The organism is Rahnella inusitata, from assembly GCF_018288855.1.
In the GTDB taxonomy this organism is placed as follows: Bacteria; Pseudomonadota; Gammaproteobacteria; order Enterobacterales; family Enterobacteriaceae; genus Rahnella; species Rahnella inusitata.
In genome coordinates, this window is sequence record NZ_CP065024.1 from 2,388,778 (window position 1) to 2,402,653 (window position 13,876).

The 13,876-nt window shown below is 51.7% G+C and carries 19 protein-coding genes; 7 read left to right on the plus strand and 12 right to left on the minus strand.

Annotated elements, in window-relative coordinates:
* Genes fliI through fliF form a run of 4 tightly spaced genes read right to left on the minus strand, consistent with a single transcriptional unit; the run spans position 1 to position 4,817 of the window.
* Complete coding sequence (fliI, locus tag I2123_RS11255) at positions 1–1,365, minus strand: flagellar protein export ATPase FliI (protein ID WP_112168095.1); 1,365 nt, start codon at positions 1,363–1,365, stop codon at positions 1–3.
* Positions 1,365–2,120 carry a flagellar assembly protein FliH gene (gene fliH / locus I2123_RS11260; RefSeq protein WP_112168094.1) on the minus strand — a complete coding sequence of 252 codons (756 nt, stop codon included), beginning with the start codon at positions 2,118–2,120 and terminating at the stop codon, positions 1,365–1,367. Before fliH ends, fliI begins: the two co-directional genes overlap by 1 nt.
* Entirely contained in the window at positions 2,113–3,105 is a 993-nt protein-coding gene (gene fliG / locus I2123_RS11265; protein WP_112168093.1) for a flagellar motor switch protein FliG, read from the minus strand. Before fliG ends, fliH begins: the two co-directional genes overlap by 8 nt.
* Entirely contained in the window at positions 3,102–4,817 is a 1,716-nt protein-coding gene (fliF, locus tag I2123_RS11270; protein WP_213050452.1) for a flagellar basal-body MS-ring/collar protein FliF, read from the minus strand. Before fliF ends, fliG begins: the two co-directional genes overlap by 4 nt.
* 282 nt (positions 4,818–5,099) lie before the next feature.
* On the opposite strand from fliF, the gene fliE reads away from it, so the two are divergent.
* The 3 genes from fliE (at position 5,100) to I2123_RS11285 (ending at position 7,248) form a co-directional block, all read left to right on the plus strand.
* Positions 5,100–5,414: a flagellar hook-basal body complex protein FliE gene (gene fliE, locus I2123_RS11275; RefSeq protein WP_112168091.1), complete on the plus strand. Its 315-nt coding sequence runs from the start codon at positions 5,100–5,102 to the stop codon at positions 5,412–5,414.
* Between the two features lie 573 nt (positions 5,415–5,987).
* Positions 5,988–6,893: a bestrophin family protein gene (locus I2123_RS11280; protein WP_112168090.1), complete on the plus strand. Its 906-nt coding sequence runs from the start codon at positions 5,988–5,990 to the stop codon at positions 6,891–6,893.
* Positions 6,894–7,008: 115 nt separating this feature from the next.
* A complete protein-coding gene (locus tag I2123_RS11285) occupies positions 7,009–7,248 on the plus strand; it encodes a hypothetical protein (protein WP_112168089.1) in 240 nt (79 codons plus the stop codon).
* A 48-nt stretch (positions 7,249–7,296) separates the two neighbouring features.
* On the opposite strand, the gene I2123_RS11290 is transcribed toward I2123_RS11285, so the two are convergent.
* A complete protein-coding gene (locus I2123_RS11290) occupies positions 7,297–7,761 on the minus strand; it encodes a GNAT family N-acetyltransferase (protein ID WP_213050453.1) in 465 nt (154 codons plus the stop codon).
* A 328-nt stretch (positions 7,762–8,089) separates the two neighbouring features.
* Here I2123_RS11290 and I2123_RS11295 point away from each other — a divergent pair, with 328 nt between their 5' ends.
* Complete coding sequence (locus I2123_RS11295; RefSeq protein WP_167457463.1) at positions 8,090–8,263, plus strand: hypothetical protein; 174 nt, start codon at positions 8,090–8,092, stop codon at positions 8,261–8,263.
* Positions 8,264–8,321: 58 nt separating this feature from the next.
* Here I2123_RS11295 and I2123_RS11300 read toward each other — a convergent pair whose 3' ends face one another.
* Entirely contained in the window at positions 8,322–8,522 is a 201-nt protein-coding gene (locus I2123_RS11300; protein ID WP_112168087.1) for a DUF7736 domain-containing protein, read from the minus strand.
* 161 nt (positions 8,523–8,683) lie between these two features.
* Here I2123_RS11300 and I2123_RS11305 point away from each other — a divergent pair, with 161 nt between their 5' ends.
* The gene (locus I2123_RS11305) at positions 8,684–8,959 is read left to right on the plus strand and encodes a hypothetical protein (protein ID WP_112168086.1); all 276 of its coding nucleotides are present in this window, start codon (positions 8,684–8,686) and stop codon (positions 8,957–8,959) included.
* Positions 8,960–9,032: 73 nt separating this feature from the next.
* Here the strand turns inward: I2123_RS11305 and I2123_RS11310 are convergent, their stop codons facing one another.
* The gene (locus I2123_RS11310) at positions 9,033–9,308 is read right to left on the minus strand and encodes a hypothetical protein (RefSeq protein WP_112168085.1); all 276 of its coding nucleotides are present in this window, start codon (positions 9,306–9,308) and stop codon (positions 9,033–9,035) included.
* 393 nt (positions 9,309–9,701) lie between these two features.
* Here I2123_RS11310 and I2123_RS11315 point away from each other — a divergent pair, with 393 nt between their 5' ends.
* Both I2123_RS11315 and I2123_RS11320 read left to right on the plus strand, forming a co-directional pair.
* Positions 9,702–9,956, plus strand: a complete 255-nt coding sequence (locus I2123_RS11315; protein WP_112168084.1) for a hypothetical protein — start codon at positions 9,702–9,704, stop codon at positions 9,954–9,956.
* A gap of 71 nt (positions 9,957–10,027) precedes the next feature.
* Positions 10,028–10,186 (plus strand): YqaE/Pmp3 family membrane protein, encoded by a 159-nt coding sequence (locus I2123_RS11320; RefSeq protein ID WP_112168083.1) that lies wholly within the window; start codon positions 10,028–10,030, stop codon positions 10,184–10,186.
* A gap of 84 nt (positions 10,187–10,270) precedes the next feature.
* Here the strand turns inward: I2123_RS11320 and I2123_RS11325 are convergent, their stop codons facing one another.
* From I2123_RS11325 to fliD, 5 genes are all read right to left on the minus strand, one after another.
* A complete protein-coding gene (locus I2123_RS11325) occupies positions 10,271–10,447 on the minus strand; it encodes a GhoT/OrtT family toxin (protein ID WP_013575783.1) in 177 nt (58 codons plus the stop codon).
* Positions 10,448–10,564: 117 nt separating this feature from the next.
* Positions 10,565–11,419, minus strand: coding sequence for a helix-turn-helix transcriptional regulator (locus I2123_RS11330; RefSeq protein ID WP_112168082.1), 855 nt, complete (start codon positions 11,417–11,419; stop codon positions 10,565–10,567).
* Between the two features lie 228 nt (positions 11,420–11,647).
* Positions 11,648–12,010 carry a flagella biosynthesis regulatory protein FliT gene (gene fliT, locus I2123_RS11335; protein WP_112168081.1) on the minus strand — a complete coding sequence of 121 codons (363 nt, stop codon included), beginning with the start codon at positions 12,008–12,010 and terminating at the stop codon, positions 11,648–11,650.
* Positions 11,985–12,422 carry a flagellar export chaperone FliS gene (gene fliS, locus I2123_RS11340; RefSeq protein WP_213050454.1) on the minus strand — a complete coding sequence of 146 codons (438 nt, stop codon included), beginning with the start codon at positions 12,420–12,422 and terminating at the stop codon, positions 11,985–11,987. Before fliS ends, fliT begins: the two co-directional genes overlap by 26 nt.
* A gap of 10 nt (positions 12,423–12,432) precedes the next feature.
* Positions 12,433–13,860, minus strand: a complete 1,428-nt coding sequence (gene fliD, locus I2123_RS11345) for a flagellar filament capping protein FliD (protein ID WP_213050455.1) — start codon at positions 13,858–13,860, stop codon at positions 12,433–12,435.
* Positions 13,861–13,876: the final 16 nt, after the last annotated feature.

The following is a 13,876-nucleotide window of genomic DNA, read 5'->3' on the forward strand; positions in this document are numbered from 1 at the left end:
TTAGCCTGGGAACAACATGTTCAGTTCCAGACAGGCGTCTTCATAGGTACTGCGTTCCATGATGTCCTGCTGGAGAAAGTTCTCCATCTGCGGGTACAACCGGATGGCGCGATCGAGCATCGGATCGCTGCCTGCCGCGTACGCCCCGACGCTGACCAAATCACGGTTACGCTGGTAGCTGGACAACAGTTGTTTGAAATTACGCACGCGGGCGTACTGTGCATCGTCAATCAGAGACGTCATTGCACGGCTGATCGACGCTTCAATATCAATGGCCGGATAGTGGCCGGATTCCGCCAGACGGCGTGACAACACCACGTGACCATCGAGAATGGCGCGGGCGGAGTCGGCAATCGGATCCTGCTGATCATCACCCTCGGTCAGCACGGTATAAAATGCAGTGATAGAACCGCCGCCGCTGATGCCGTTCCCCGCGCGTTCGACCAGCGCAGGCAGTTTGGCGAAGACGGAAGGCGGATAGCCTTTGGTCGCCGGAGGTTCACCAATGGCGAGGGCGATTTCACGCTGGGCCATGGCGTAACGGGTCAGGGAATCCATGATCAGCAGAACATGCTGACCGCGATCGCGAAAATCTTCGGCGATACGGGTGGCGTAGGCGGCACCCTGCAAGCGTAACAGGGGCGAAACATCCGCCGGTGCGGCGATAACCACCGAACGTGCGCGGCCTTCGTCACCTAAAATGTTCTCGATAAAATCTTTTACTTCACGGCCACGCTCACCGATAAGCCCGACCACGATCACATCGGCCTTGGTATAGCGCGCCATCATGCCGAGCAGAACGGATTTACCGACGCCGGAACCGGCGAACAGCCCCATACGCTGGCCGCGACCGACGGTGAGCAGGGAGTTAATGGCGCGCACGCCAACGTCCAGCACATCGGTGATAGGCGTTCGTTGCAGCGGGTTAAACGGCGGGGTGATCAGCGCAGCGCGATAACCGGTATCCGGCGGCGGCAGACCGTCAAGCGGTTTGGCACTGCCATCGAGCACGCGGCCCAGCAATTGCGGGCCGAGCGGAAGTTGTTTGCCCGCGGTGTGGCCATCGGGCGAGATCCGCGCATACACGCGAGCACCCGGCAAAATACCTTCGACTTCTTCAAGCGGCATGAGGAACAGGCTCTGGCCGTTGAAGCCAACCACTTCGCTTTCCACTTCCTGCACGGTCGGGCCGTCATGACGTTCGATCAGACAGGTCGCGCCGAGCGGCATCTGCAAACCGGTAGCTTCGAGGATGAGCCCCGTGGCGCGGGTCAGTCGGCCATAGCGGCGCACCGAGGGCGTACGGCCCATGCGCTTTTCGGCATCGTCGAGTGTTTTCAGCAGGCGGCTCAGGCGGGCGGTCATCAGAGATCTCCCGGTGCCGCGAGACGGCACAGTTCATGCCAGCGCGTGGCGATGGACGCATCCATATCGCCGTCTTCCGCACTGACTTTACAGCCGCCGCTGTGGATTTGGTTATCGGCCAGCAAACGCCAGCCGTGCATGCTCAGGCTCGCACCCATTTGCGTTTCAACACGCTCAAAATCAGCCGGATTGACGCGCAGTTGCGGTTTGCCTTTAAACATCGGCTCCTGCTGAATGAGCTGTTGGATCTGGTTGAGCAGGGCGGAACCGTCACAAATCGGTGCCTGACCCAAAATCTGTTTGGCCGCCGTCAACGCCATTTGCATCAGGCGTGAGGCGATAACGCTATCGAGCGCATCCAGCGTTTGCTGGAAATCGGCCACCAACACCTGCCAGTGTTCAGTGAGCACGGCCTGCTGTTGCTGGCCTTCCAGTAAAGCCTGCTGCTGCCCGGCTTCCTGACCAGACTGAAAACCTGCGGCGTAGCCCTGTTTTTGACCGGCTTCCAGACCCTGCTGGAACCCTTGTTGTTCAGCGCGGCGTTGCAAGTTTTGCAGTTCATTCTGGTCGACCTGCACTTTCGGCTGGCCGTCGTCCTGCTCTTCCTCACCTTCCTGGAACAGAGGTTCGAGGGGCGAGGTAAAGGAAGGCATCGCCAGATCGCCTGGCCGCCACGGTTGCCACGGCAGGGCGTTAAGACGTTCTGTCTGGCGCTCTTCAGCGGTTTTCTTCTCCGGAGCTGGATTATCAGACATAGGAGTCCTCGCCGCCGCCAACCATCATTTCGCCAGACTCTGCCAGACGGCGAACCGTTTGCAGGATCGCTTTCTGTTCGTTCTCGACCAGAGACATACGCATCGGGCCGCGGTTGGCCAGATCGTCGCGCAGGATATCGGCCGCACGCTGCGACATGTTGCGCAGGAATTTCTCGCGAAGTGGTTGTTCGGCACCTTTCAGTGCGACCAGTAACGATTCGCCTTCGATTTCCTGCAACAGGCGCTGGATACTGCGATCGTCCACGTCCACCAGGTTTTCGAACAGGAACATCTCGTCGATAATTTTCTGGGCCAGTTCGCCGTCGTAACCACGTACTGCTTCGATAACCGCTTCTTCCTGCTGGGTTTTCATCAGGTTGATGATTTCCGCCGCCGTACGAACACCGCCCATCTTCGCCCGCTTGAGGTTCTGGCCGTCGAGCAGGTTGTTGAGCACTTCCGTCAGCTCTGCCAGCGCCGCTGGCTGGACACCGCCGAAGGTAGCGATACGCAACATGACGTCGTTGCGCAGACGTTCGTCGAACAGCGCGAGAATATCGGCTGCCTGACCGCGTTTGAGGTGCACAAGGATGGTGGCGATGATCTGCGGATGCTCGTCGCGGATCAGATCTGCCGCAATCACCGGCTCCATAAAGTTGAGCGTTTCCATGCCGCTGGTGGTTTCGCGGGATTCCAGAATATCTTCCAACAGGCTGGACGCACGTTCTTCGCCCAGCGCCTTGGTCAGTACCGCACGCAGGTATTCACTGGTGTTGACGCTCAGCGCGGCGTACTGCTCGGATTCGTCCTCGAACTCATTCAGGACTTCGGCCAGCTGCTTATTGGAGATCTGATGGATGTTCGCCATCGCGCCACTGATTTGCTGAACTTCGCGCGGGGAGAGATGCTTGAACACCTCTACCGCGCGGTCTTCGCCCAGCGTTATCATCAAAATGGCGCTTTTTTCAGTTCCGGTCATAGTCATGGTTGTTCGGTACTCATCCATTGGCGGATAACCAGGGCGACGATACGAGGATCTTTATCGGCCAGCTCCTGAACGCGTTGAGTTTGCACTTCGACGCTGACGCGCTGCTGTGAACGCTTGCGTTTCTCCAGCTCGTCGTTGCTGAGTTTCACCGGTTTGCTGCCTTCAGGTTGAGGCTGGGACGCGGCCAGAACAGCAGCGGCAACGGCGTCTTTCTCGGCCTGCTGTTTGCGCAGCATCGGACGAACCATTTTGCGCCACAGCAGCCAGGCAACAATCAGCACCAGTAACCAGCGGCCTGCGTCGATCAGCTGATCGAAGAACGCCTGTTGTTTCCAGAACGGCAATTCAGCAGAGTCGTCGCTCGCTTCATTGAACGGCGTATTTACCACGTTCAGCGTATCGCCGCGTTCGGTGGAGAAACCCATCGCTTCGCGCACCAGATCGTCAATCTTCTTCAACTGCTCGTCGGTCAGCGGCTTAGATTTGCCATCTGCACCGGTCTGATAGTTGACGACTACCGCCGCAGACAGGCGCTGTACCGCACCGGCGCTATGCTGGGTGTGAGTGATGGTGCGATCGACTTCGTAGTTTGTGGTTTCATCACGACGGCTGTTCGACGGCACCGTTGAACGGTTCGCCGTGCTGTTTTGGGCCGCGTTCTGACCATTGGCTGCCTGATTCTGCGCACCGTTCGCCGTATTGGCGGGTGCAGGCGTCGTCACTGGCGCGGTGGCGGCCGGGGCTGGCTGGTTGCTCAGGGCTCCCGGAACGCCGCCGACTGCTGAACCACCAATCTGATCGCTGGTGCTGAGCTGGCGGGAACGTACTGCTGCTTTATCCGCAGCGCCGTTCGGCTGGTAATTTTCATCGGTCTGTTCGCGGGTGGCGTAATCAATCTGCGCGGTGATTTGCGCGTGAACGTTACCGTTACCGACCACAGGTTGCAGAATCGCTTCGATGCGACGTTGCAGGCGGCCTTCCACTTCGTTGGCATATTTCAGCTGCGAAGCATTCAGATCACGCCCGTTGCTGTCAGACTGGGTCAGCAGATGACCGCTTTGATCGACCACTGTGACGCTGGCAGGCGGCAGACCGGAGACGCTGCTCGACACCATATAAACGATGGCGTTGATCTGGCCATCATCCAGGGCGCGGCCCGGTTGCAAATTCAGGGTGACGGAAGCTGAAGGGTTTTTCTGCTCGCGGACAAATAAAGAAGGTTTCGGAATGGCTAAGTGAACGCGGGCGCTGGAGACCGGGCCGAGCGTTTCGATGGTGCGGGAGAGTTCACCTTCCAGTGCGCGCTGATAGTTAATCTGCTCACTGAACTGACTGATACCAAACTTCTCCTGATCCATCAGTTCAAAACCGACGGCGCCGCCCTTCGGCAAACCGGCCGCAGCCAGTTTGAGACGCGTTTCATACACTTTGTCCGCAGGGATCAGAACCGCGCCGCCGTTATCAGAAAACTGATAGGGGATGTTCATCTGCGTGAGCTGTGTGACGACTGCGCCACCATCTTTATCGTTGAGGTTACTGAACAGCACCTTATACGTCGGTTGCTTGGCCCACAGTGTCATAACAACAATAACAGCCATGGCAGCGGCAGCAGCAATGGCGATAGGAATTTTTGGGTTGGCGCGCAGGCGATTAAGCAACGCAGTAAAACCGCTTCGAGGGTTTTCTGCGCCGGCTATTGCGGAACTCATACAAGATCCCTATTTAGCTGTTGGATGGTGGTGTTCATGTTGTCTCGTAACAAAACAGACTCCCAAGTGCGCAATCGTTGAAGCGTGATATTTTTCAAACCTCCATACAGGCAGGCCTATTTTCTAGGTGAGCCATTATTTGTCGCGCAAGGCAAAGTTAATGGCCCGATAAGCCATGGTTTTTGCGGTCAATTACGGCGTTTAGGAAAAAACTGATGTGATAGGGTGTCATTCCATGAAAGAACCCCATTGGTTACCGATACAGCGATAAGCGGAGAAAGCATGTCAATTCAAGGCATTGAGAGCGTTTTACAGCAAATGCAGGCTACGGCAGTGCAAGCGGGAGCAATAAAGCAACCCGATGCCACCTCAGAAGCTGGTTTCGCCAGTGAGCTGAAAGCCGCATTAGGCAAAATTAGTGAAACGCAAAACAACGCAAAGTTGCAGGCTGAAAAACTCGAAATGGGTGTGCCGGGCGTCAGCCTCAACGATGTAATGGTCGATCTGCAAAAATCCTCGATCTCATTGCAACTGGGCGTGCAGGTACGCAACAAGCTGGTGGCGGCTTATCAGGATGTCATGAATATGTCGGTGTAATGTATTAAGTGAATGAAATAATGATAAAAGAATTGCTACCTGTTGCCCTGTGGGGCATGGCGGGGGCAATTTATTGGGTTTTTTGAGGGGGAAGGAAATAACAGGAGCAGCAAAGACAAACTTCGCAAAAAAATTCGAACCTTAACTGTTAATAATCGTTATCAATATCCTGCATGGCCGAACGGATCACCCACCACACAGCCAGACCCAGCAATGCCAAAACAATAAACAAAATTATCATAGCCCAATTCCTTCATTTCACTTTTGCGAAGGTTCTCACAGGACGTCCGTCATTTTCCCGAGCTTAGGACTGTTTTGTTACAGTCATAAGATCCTGACTTAGTTTTTGAATAGTCACGTTCTGATATTATTATCGACCGCAAACAACTACAACTTGATAGGCAGGGAAGAATTGTTTCAATTTATTGTTCAACGTGAAGGTTGCGTTGTGAACAAAATGAGTTTTCTAAAAAATATATGTTACCGATGTCACAAAATTGTCCTTTGCTTGTGCAGGTTTATTTGCCAAAATCGCGAAAAAATGTTTCCACCTGCCAAAAGCACCTGCACAAAATGATAATCCGCCCACCCCGTCACTGGTTCTTGCGTTTGTTCGTCTGGCACGGCTCTGTGCTGCCCAGCATTATGTTCCGGCTGAGTCTTAATCTTCTGATGTCACTGGCCGCCATCCTTTGTCTGCCCTGGTACGAAACGCTTGGCGTTAAGCTGACACTTGCGCCTTTCAGCCTGCTTGGCGTCTCGATTGCGATCTTTTTGGGGTTCAGAAATAGTGTAGCGTATTCGCGTTATATCGAAGCGCGTCAGCTGTGGGGCGGGTTGCTGATTGCCTGCCGTACGCTGCAAAGTCAGGTGATGGCCGTCTGTCCGGGCGAAGCGCATCGGGTGACGGCGTTGCTGCTGGCGTTCTGTTACAGCCTCAAGCATCAGCTGCGCCACAGCGATTCACGGCCTGATCTTGAACGTTTGTTAGGGGATGATGCGGAGGATATTCTTTCACGGCGCGCACCGACCAACATGGTGCAGCTGCGGTTATCGCAATGGCTGGCGGAACGCCGCCGGACCGGCGAAATGTCGGATGTGGTTTACGCGCACATGGACACCACGCTGTCACAGCTTTCTCAGGTTGTCGGCGGTTGCGAGCGCATTGTCAGTATGCCTATCCCTTTCGCTTACGGGCTGCTGTTGCACCGCACGGTGTATCTCTTTTGTAGCCTGCTGCCGTTTGCCCTGGTGGTGGATTTGCATTACATGACGCTGCTGGTGTCCGGTTTTATCTCCTATACATTTCTGTCGCTCGATACGCTGGCTGAAGAGCTGGAGATGCCGTTTGGTTATGCCAACAATCACCTGCCGATGGATGCGATGTGTACCAACATCGAAATCAATTTGCTGGAGATGAACAACCAGTCGCAGCTACCGGACACGCCGATGCCGGACGCGCATTATCGTCTGACCTAGGTGGCGAGTGTCACGGTTTGGGTAAGATTCATAAGACTGTCATAAATACGCAACAAAAATGAAATAGCGTGGACGGGTCCGCTGTATAACGTCCCTAAGCATTTTCGAGGTATTTATGTCAGTCATTCAGGCCAAATCCCTGCACGAAGCCGAAGACCTGCTGAATTCCGGTATGGTGAAAAAAGTCGAACTGGCTTTTAGTATTAACAGTGATGAGTTTTTCAAACTAGCGCTGGAATGCGGAGATCGCGGTGCGAAAATCACCAAGGGTAAGAATTTCTTTGTTATCACACTCAAAAAATGGGTCATTCCTTCTAATGACCTGCCTGCCACCAAAAGCAACGTCCTGATGTGATACAGTCTCCATAGCACTGCCATACCGACAGTGTTATGGAGAACTCCTCTAAGCCACGGTTTTCATCATATAGACGCTCAGCGGATCCGGCGACTGGATGTAATCGCCAAAGGCTTCCGTACGTGCATAGCCGAGTTTCTCATACAGCGTGATGGCTTTTTCCTGAAACACGCCCGTTTCCAGATATAGGTCTGTGTGCCCCAATTCTTTCAATTTCTTTTCCATCGCGGCGATAAGCAGTGAAGCGATCCCTTGCCCGCGAAATAAGGGATTGACGTACACCCGCTTCATCTCAGCGATGCGATGTTTTGAGATGTACAGGCAGGCGCATCCGGCCCAGTCGTCATCGACACGCGCCATAAAACAGGTGATATCGCCTTCATCCAGCTCAGTAATATTGACACCGTAAAACGATTCGGGTGGATAGAGCGGGTACTGATAAGCGTCGAGTTCGGCAATAAGACGGGCTAAATGCGGGTGGGCGACATCGGTTTCAAAAATCTGGGCACTCACGGCGTGGCTCTCAATGCAACATTTTGGATTTATATTCTTAACCGAAATCGCCCCAAAAACAAGGGACTGCCAGAGGGATGAAGGGAAGGGGGCACTCGAAGGTGTAAGGAAATCGTAATAATTGAAGAAGTCTTGGCCACGTCTGTCAGAGTTATCTGAATTGATCAAAATGTGATCACTTTGTCTGTCATCCCTATTTCTTTTACCTCATATTCTTCCACTGTAAGAAGTGTATACAATGCAATAACTCACCGTGATTAATTCACACCCTGCAATCACAGTGAGATGAACGAGACACATTATAAGTGTTTGAATGAAGGATAAAATTATGGCTGTCTATCCTGTTGGCGTTTTTGTCACGCTTACTTTTACACCAGGTTTGTTTGAAGTAATCACGATTTTGAATGAGGTATCGCCGGTGCAGTATCAGTTGATGAATGTTGAGACTGGCAATGTGATCAGAGTGAATGAGAACTTCATTCGCGGAATTATAAAACCTTAACAATATGACCGGTCAGGCTGCGTAGCTGCTGCCTGACCGGTCATGTTTTGTGCCCCGGTCAGTCAGGCATCAGCGCGTTAAAATCCTCTTCGTACAGCTCGCGGCACTCCTGGATAAACTCCGGGTAGCCCAGTTCGGATGTCTGCACATCACGACCCAATCGTTTTTCTAAATCCTCGTGAAATCCCTCAAACTCTCCGTGCAGAATGCCGGTAAAACCGGTGAGGATGATGCATTGCTCGGGTGTTAGTTTCGTCACGTTGAGTTCCTTAAGCGATTTTTAAAAGCAGAATTTTTAAAAGTGTTAAAAGTTTCTGAAAAGATGTTGAAAAGGGAGAAGTGCCTCACGTCGTGTTTCTGCAAAACGACGCAACATGTCCTATCCTCTAATTAATCCTACTGAAAAACAAGGAGTCACAAATGGATCAGGACTTGTTCGAACAGGCACCCTTACCGCTGTTAACCCGTTTTCAGGTGGGAGACAGGGTGAAGTTACTCACTTTTCCCGTGGGCATTCATCCTGCCAGCTATCAGCTGGATGTGGCGATTACCGCCATCCATGACGGTGAGTTCGAGGGCGAGATTGTCCGCATCGCCACCCTTGGCCGGCAGGGGCACGAGCAGGCGCATTTTGCGCTCGGCGGGCAGGTCGCTTTCTATGCCAGAAATATTCAGGGTATGGCCCCCGAGGCATAAAAAACAAAACCCCGCTTTAGTGGCGGGGTCTTTAACTACTTCACACTTTCACTTCACGCTGACATGGCGTCAGTTACATCATTGGCTTCACGTGTTTGGTGTTCGCCTGAGTCGTCAGAACGTCTGCGGGAATTTTTGAACAACTGCCGCAATACCCCACCAGATACCATCTTCCGTCAGCGCCTTTCTCCGGATTCACTTTGTAACGCTCGTTACGCTTACCGTAAAATTCACGATCCACATTCTTTGATGCATCTTCCCAGAAACACAGCGAAAACTGATGACATGCATCGACATGCCGTTGTCCGTCGCGGCTTCCGCCAACCAGTAAATAATGATATTCAGACATACTGCCTCCTGAACCCCAAATATGATGGGGTAATTGTCCTGACTACAAGGAAACTACCTGGAATTTCAACCCGAAAACAAAACAAGAGAGACAATAACGGGCGCCGAAACCACCCGAAGAACACATTTTTTATTACGTAAACTATAGAGCAGATCACAAGATGGGGGGAGAAATATGGGTGAAATGTGACCTGCGTCACTTTATATTTTTCCATGATTGTGATTGTGCGCAGACATTCCGTCAGGCCATTGTGAATGAAGGCATTTTTCGTTGAGCCGCCACAGAGGTCAGCGGTTGAAATAGGGGGGTTAATCCCTTGTGCTGCGGGCTTAGAAGTCAGGTATGTCGTGCTACTTTGGCTACGTTGACTCTTTTACTCGCGCAGGAAATGCAATGGCAGATAAACAGGTTATAGATTTGGTCATGTCGGTCAATAAACACGTCGAAGAAACTGCCATGCAACATCTGATGCTGCGCAATTTTATTATCGTGATGTGCCGGAGCATGACCGAAGAGCAAAAAAATCAAGTGAGATGGCAGATGCGCCAGATCCATCAGGTGACCGATGCTGAACACCGGCAAGGCGATGTGGAAATTCTGGAAAAAACCCGGCGGGATATGGAAATTATGCTGGAGCTGATCAATTAGGTTTCTTCTGATGTCTGTCTTTTTAGGGATGAACTATCATTAACACGATGATAACCAAAGGGAGATACAAAATGGGATTTTGGAGAGTACTGATCACCATTCTGGTACCGCCGTTGGGCGTACTGATAGGTAATGGTTTAGGCGGAGCATTTCTGCTGAATATTTTGCTGACTTTACTGGGCTATTTCCCGGGTCTGATCCACGGTTTTTGGGTACAGACGCGTAAATAACAAGCCTTGTCATCGCAGCACGAAGACTGACATAACACGTCATCTGAAAACCCGGTCTGAATGCCGGGTTTTCTTTTTCGAGGGTCAGAACAGAGAGAAGAGGAGGACCACAGGAAGGCTCATCGGCCAGGTAAATCCAATAATGCCGGACGTTAATAGCCTGATCTTGATCGTATCGCGGCTCACCAGCAGGGTGAACAGTACGGCGATACCCAGCCCGCCCCAGTAAATCGTTTTAATCACTTCCCACCAAACGTGCACAACCAACCCCTGACCATTCATAAAAACCGGCGGGTATGATATTCCGTTAACATCTGGTAATCAATTATTGTGTGATGTTACTCATGATTTTGTAATGTAAGTATTTGGCATTGATTGTTATTGAACATCACTTGTGATGGGGGAATGAACCGACTGCGCGCGTAAATGCCCCCGAATGGCGGTGGGTGCAAAACCGAAACGTTTGCGAAACCGCTCAGCAAAACGCGAACCGCTTTCATAGCCAACCTGATGCGCGATGTGGGAGATGGCCAGATCCGTGCATTGCAACAAGCGCAGGGCGTGGGTCATGCGAACATCAATCATCAGATTACGCAGTACACTGTTTTCGGCTGCCAACCGGCGGCGCAGCATCACTTCATTCATCATCAGTTGCTCGGCCACTTCCGCTGCCGTAAAGGCTTTATGCAGATTGTTGACCAGCAGTTCGCGCACCCGCTGGGTCATACTTTCGCTGTGTTGCAGGGAATAGCGCACACCGAGCTGCGACAGCCACAGCAACTGCTCAAGCATCCGGTGACGGGTAATCGGCGCAGGTAAACCGTGATGCCAGAGAATGGCATTGTGTGTATCGATAAAACTTTGTCTGAAAGCGCCGGGAACGTGGGGGATGACCTGCAGGTGATCGACAGTAATCAGCGGGGGTTTAAACGCCGGCGTGTGCAATCCTGCATCGGTCAGCAGGGCATTATCCCACGCCATAATCGCGCAGCTAAATGGCCCATTTTCAGAAAGCTGATGAGTAAGCCCCAGCGTTTGCCCGCTGTTGAGCACCAGCATTTCACCCGTTTGCAGGGACACTTCCTGATGCTGATAATGAACCGTCATGCTACCATTTTGGATCAGGAGTAACTGAGGTTTGTCGATATACACATCTTGAATAAAAAGTTCACTGTGCTGAATAAGTAGCGAGGTCGATCCTATCCCTGGGGTGACTTTTATTTTACGTACCATGGTGATGATGCCCGAATATGACGACGACGGCGTCCAGTTGCCTGAATATAAATCAAAGCTGCGCGACTTTGTTACTAATACAAACTGGTCACCGGTTGAGGCGAAAGTCAGGGATGGAGACAGAGAGAATTAGCCCTGGCAGCTGTGTGCTCTCTGCCTCTGAAACCTTAGTATGTACAAGAAATATTTGATAAAATAGAACAATATAAAATAAAACAAAAGTAATAATTATTGGCGATCGCCAAACGCGATCGAACGGAGATCGATTTTTCCGTAAGTCATATTCACTTGTTGTTGTCTTGACGACTGTCCAATCAGCTCGGTGAGTTGATTCATCCGGGCTTGTAATAATGTTTTGATCATATTTTCGTTATCCAGAATCTGACGCAAATATTTGCGTACTTCATACTGAATAGCCATCGACGTGCTTTCGGATACCGGTAACGTGGTGGTCGCTTCCACGGCTTTCAGATAACTGACTTCGAGCTCGACCAGCTCATCCCATTTCTCTTCTTTCGCCAGCCGCAACATCTGCTCGCTTAAAGTCAGGATCAGTTGATATTCATTAACCAGATACTGATGTTGATCCATTATATTGGTCCTGCGACGGGTGATAGTTTGGGCCGATTTGCCGCCAGGCATCGGCAATATTTTCCAGTAAGCCCAGCACTTCCGTGATGGCTTCCTGATCGTTGTGTAAATTGGCATGCAATATGCGACGAACCATATAGGAATAGAGCGCTTCGAGGTTATCCACTAAATCGGGATCGCCTTTCTCGCGGCTCATTCCGGCTTTCAGTCCGCTGTCGATAATATTAATGGCCTTAGAGAGCGCTTTGCCTTTATCGGCAATATTTCCCTGCTGCATAAAAATGCCAGCACGGATAAGGGCGCTGCGCGCCCCGTCAAATAACATCACCACTAACTGATGCGGAGAAGCGCTCATGACAGCGCTTTCAATTCCTATCTGAGCGTAGGCCTGTGTTCCTTTTGAGTTATACATTTCTCAATCCTTATGAACTTGACGAATTCATTGCTTCGAACTGTTGAGTCAGATAGTCGCCGGTATTTTTAAGTTTCGACATGGCAACATCCAGCGCAGTGAAACTGGTTTTATAACGCGCGATGGTGTCATTAATGCTGTCGTTGGTTGAGTTGTACTGTTTGGTCAGTTGCTTGAGGGTATTATTGATCCCCGTTTTTGCCGTTTCGATGGAACCATCGGTGGCAATAAACCCTGTCGCCAGATTGGTGACCATTGTACCGATACCGGTTTTTTTACCATCACCTACGATCAACTGGGAAACTGCTACGGTATTGTTTTTAAGCGCAGCAGTGAGTTTGGTGCTGTCGATTTTAAGATTACCGTTATTGGTCGGGTCCTGAGTAATACCAATCGCCGCCAGGTTCGTGAAAGTGCCGCTACCCTGAGCGCTGGAAATAGCACTTTTCAGTTTCACCTGAATATCACGTAACACCGAATCGCCTAAGAGCGCCCCGTTGTTGGTATTTTGCGTGTCAGTATTGGCATCTACCGCCGTGTATTTGGTCAGGCTTGAGAAGCTGTCCTGCAGTGTGTTGTAGGCATTCACAAAGTTGGTGATCGCCGTAGCCGCTGCCGTGGTGTCTTTAGTGACGGTCACGCTGGCATCATTGCCCGTCGTGGTGGTGGCCAGCAGATTCAGTGTTACGCCTTCAGGTGCATCGGTGACGATGTTACTGTCGCGCTCAATTGGCGTACCGTTTAAGGTTAACTTGGCATTTTTAGCCTCAACGCTTTGCTTCATACCGTTAGTCGCTTCAGAACCGGCGGTATAACCAATCACGCTGTTCAGTTTGTCATCACCTGTGACGCTTATCGACATGGCATTATTCACGCCACTGTTATTGGCACTGACGATCAGCTGGTAGCTGCCATCGGAGACTTTCAATACGCTGGCTGTGACACCGCCACCGGCATTGTTAATGGCATCACGCATTCCACCCAGCGACGTTTGCGCATCCGTCAAGTTGATGGTCAGAGGTTTGGCGGTGCCACCTTGCTGAATGGTCAACGTGCGGGTGCTGCCAGTGGTGCCCAGCGCAGTGGTGGTATCAGGCTGTACACCAGAAATCAGGGACTGTGCCTTCGCCAGTTGAGTCACACCGATGGCGTAAGTACCCGACGCGGCCCCGGCGGTCGTCGTTACGGTAACAGCGCTGCTGAGGCTGGATGTCGCCGTGCTGCTCTTATAGAGGTCTGCACTGGCCATCGCTTTTGACGCATCGTTAAAGGTAGACAGTGCGCTTTTCAGAGTGCCGTAGGCAGTCAGCTTCGCGGTGTTGGAGCTCTGCGCGTTAGTAATTGGCGTTAAACGCGCTTTTTCCGCCGTGCTCAGATTGGTCAATAAAGTGCTGAGGTCCAATCCTGAACCGATGCCTAATGAAGTGATAGTAGCCATACGTATCCTTTACAGT

Excerpts from the sequence above, each read along its gene's own strand:
- fliS (WP_213050454.1), bottom strand. The coding sequence starts at position 12,422 with ATGTATAACTCAAAAGGAACACAGGCCTACGCTCAGATAGGAATTGAA.
- I2123_RS11320 (WP_112168083.1), top strand. The coding sequence starts at position 10,028 with ATGGGATTTTGGAGAGTACTGATCACCATTCTGGTACCGCCGTTGGGC.
- fliI (WP_112168095.1), bottom strand. The coding sequence starts at position 1,365 with ATGACCGCCCGCCTGAGCCGCCTGCTGAAAACACTCGACGATGCCGAA.
- I2123_RS11285 (WP_112168089.1), top strand. The coding sequence starts at position 7,009 with ATGTCAGTCATTCAGGCCAAATCCCTGCACGAAGCCGAAGACCTGCTG.
- fliT (WP_112168081.1), bottom strand. The coding sequence starts at position 12,010 with ATGGATCAACATCAGTATCTGGTTAATGAATATCAACTGATCCTGACT.
- fliD (WP_213050455.1), bottom strand. The coding sequence starts at position 13,860 with ATGGCTACTATCACTTCATTAGGCATCGGTTCAGGATTGGACCTCAGC.
- fliG (WP_112168093.1), bottom strand. The coding sequence starts at position 3,105 with ATGACTATGACCGGAACTGAAAAAAGCGCCATTTTGATGATAACGCTG.
- I2123_RS11305 (WP_112168086.1), top strand. The coding sequence starts at position 8,684 with ATGGATCAGGACTTGTTCGAACAGGCACCCTTACCGCTGTTAACCCGT.
- I2123_RS11330 (WP_112168082.1), bottom strand. The coding sequence starts at position 11,419 with ATGGTACGTAAAATAAAAGTCACCCCAGGGATAGGATCGACCTCGCTA.
- fliH (WP_112168094.1), bottom strand. The coding sequence starts at position 2,120 with ATGTCTGATAATCCAGCTCCGGAGAAGAAAACCGCTGAAGAGCGCCAG.
- fliE (WP_112168091.1), top strand. The coding sequence starts at position 5,100 with ATGTCAATTCAAGGCATTGAGAGCGTTTTACAGCAAATGCAGGCTACG.
- I2123_RS11310 (WP_112168085.1), bottom strand. The coding sequence starts at position 9,308 with ATGTCTGAATATCATTATTTACTGGTTGGCGGAAGCCGCGACGGACAA.
- fliF (WP_213050452.1), bottom strand. The coding sequence starts at position 4,817 with ATGAGTTCCGCAATAGCCGGCGCAGAAAACCCTCGAAGCGGTTTTACT.
- I2123_RS11280 (WP_112168090.1), top strand. The coding sequence starts at position 5,988 with ATGATAATCCGCCCACCCCGTCACTGGTTCTTGCGTTTGTTCGTCTGG.
- I2123_RS11295 (WP_167457463.1), top strand. The coding sequence starts at position 8,090 with ATGGCTGTCTATCCTGTTGGCGTTTTTGTCACGCTTACTTTTACACCA.
- I2123_RS11315 (WP_112168084.1), top strand. The coding sequence starts at position 9,702 with ATGGCAGATAAACAGGTTATAGATTTGGTCATGTCGGTCAATAAACAC.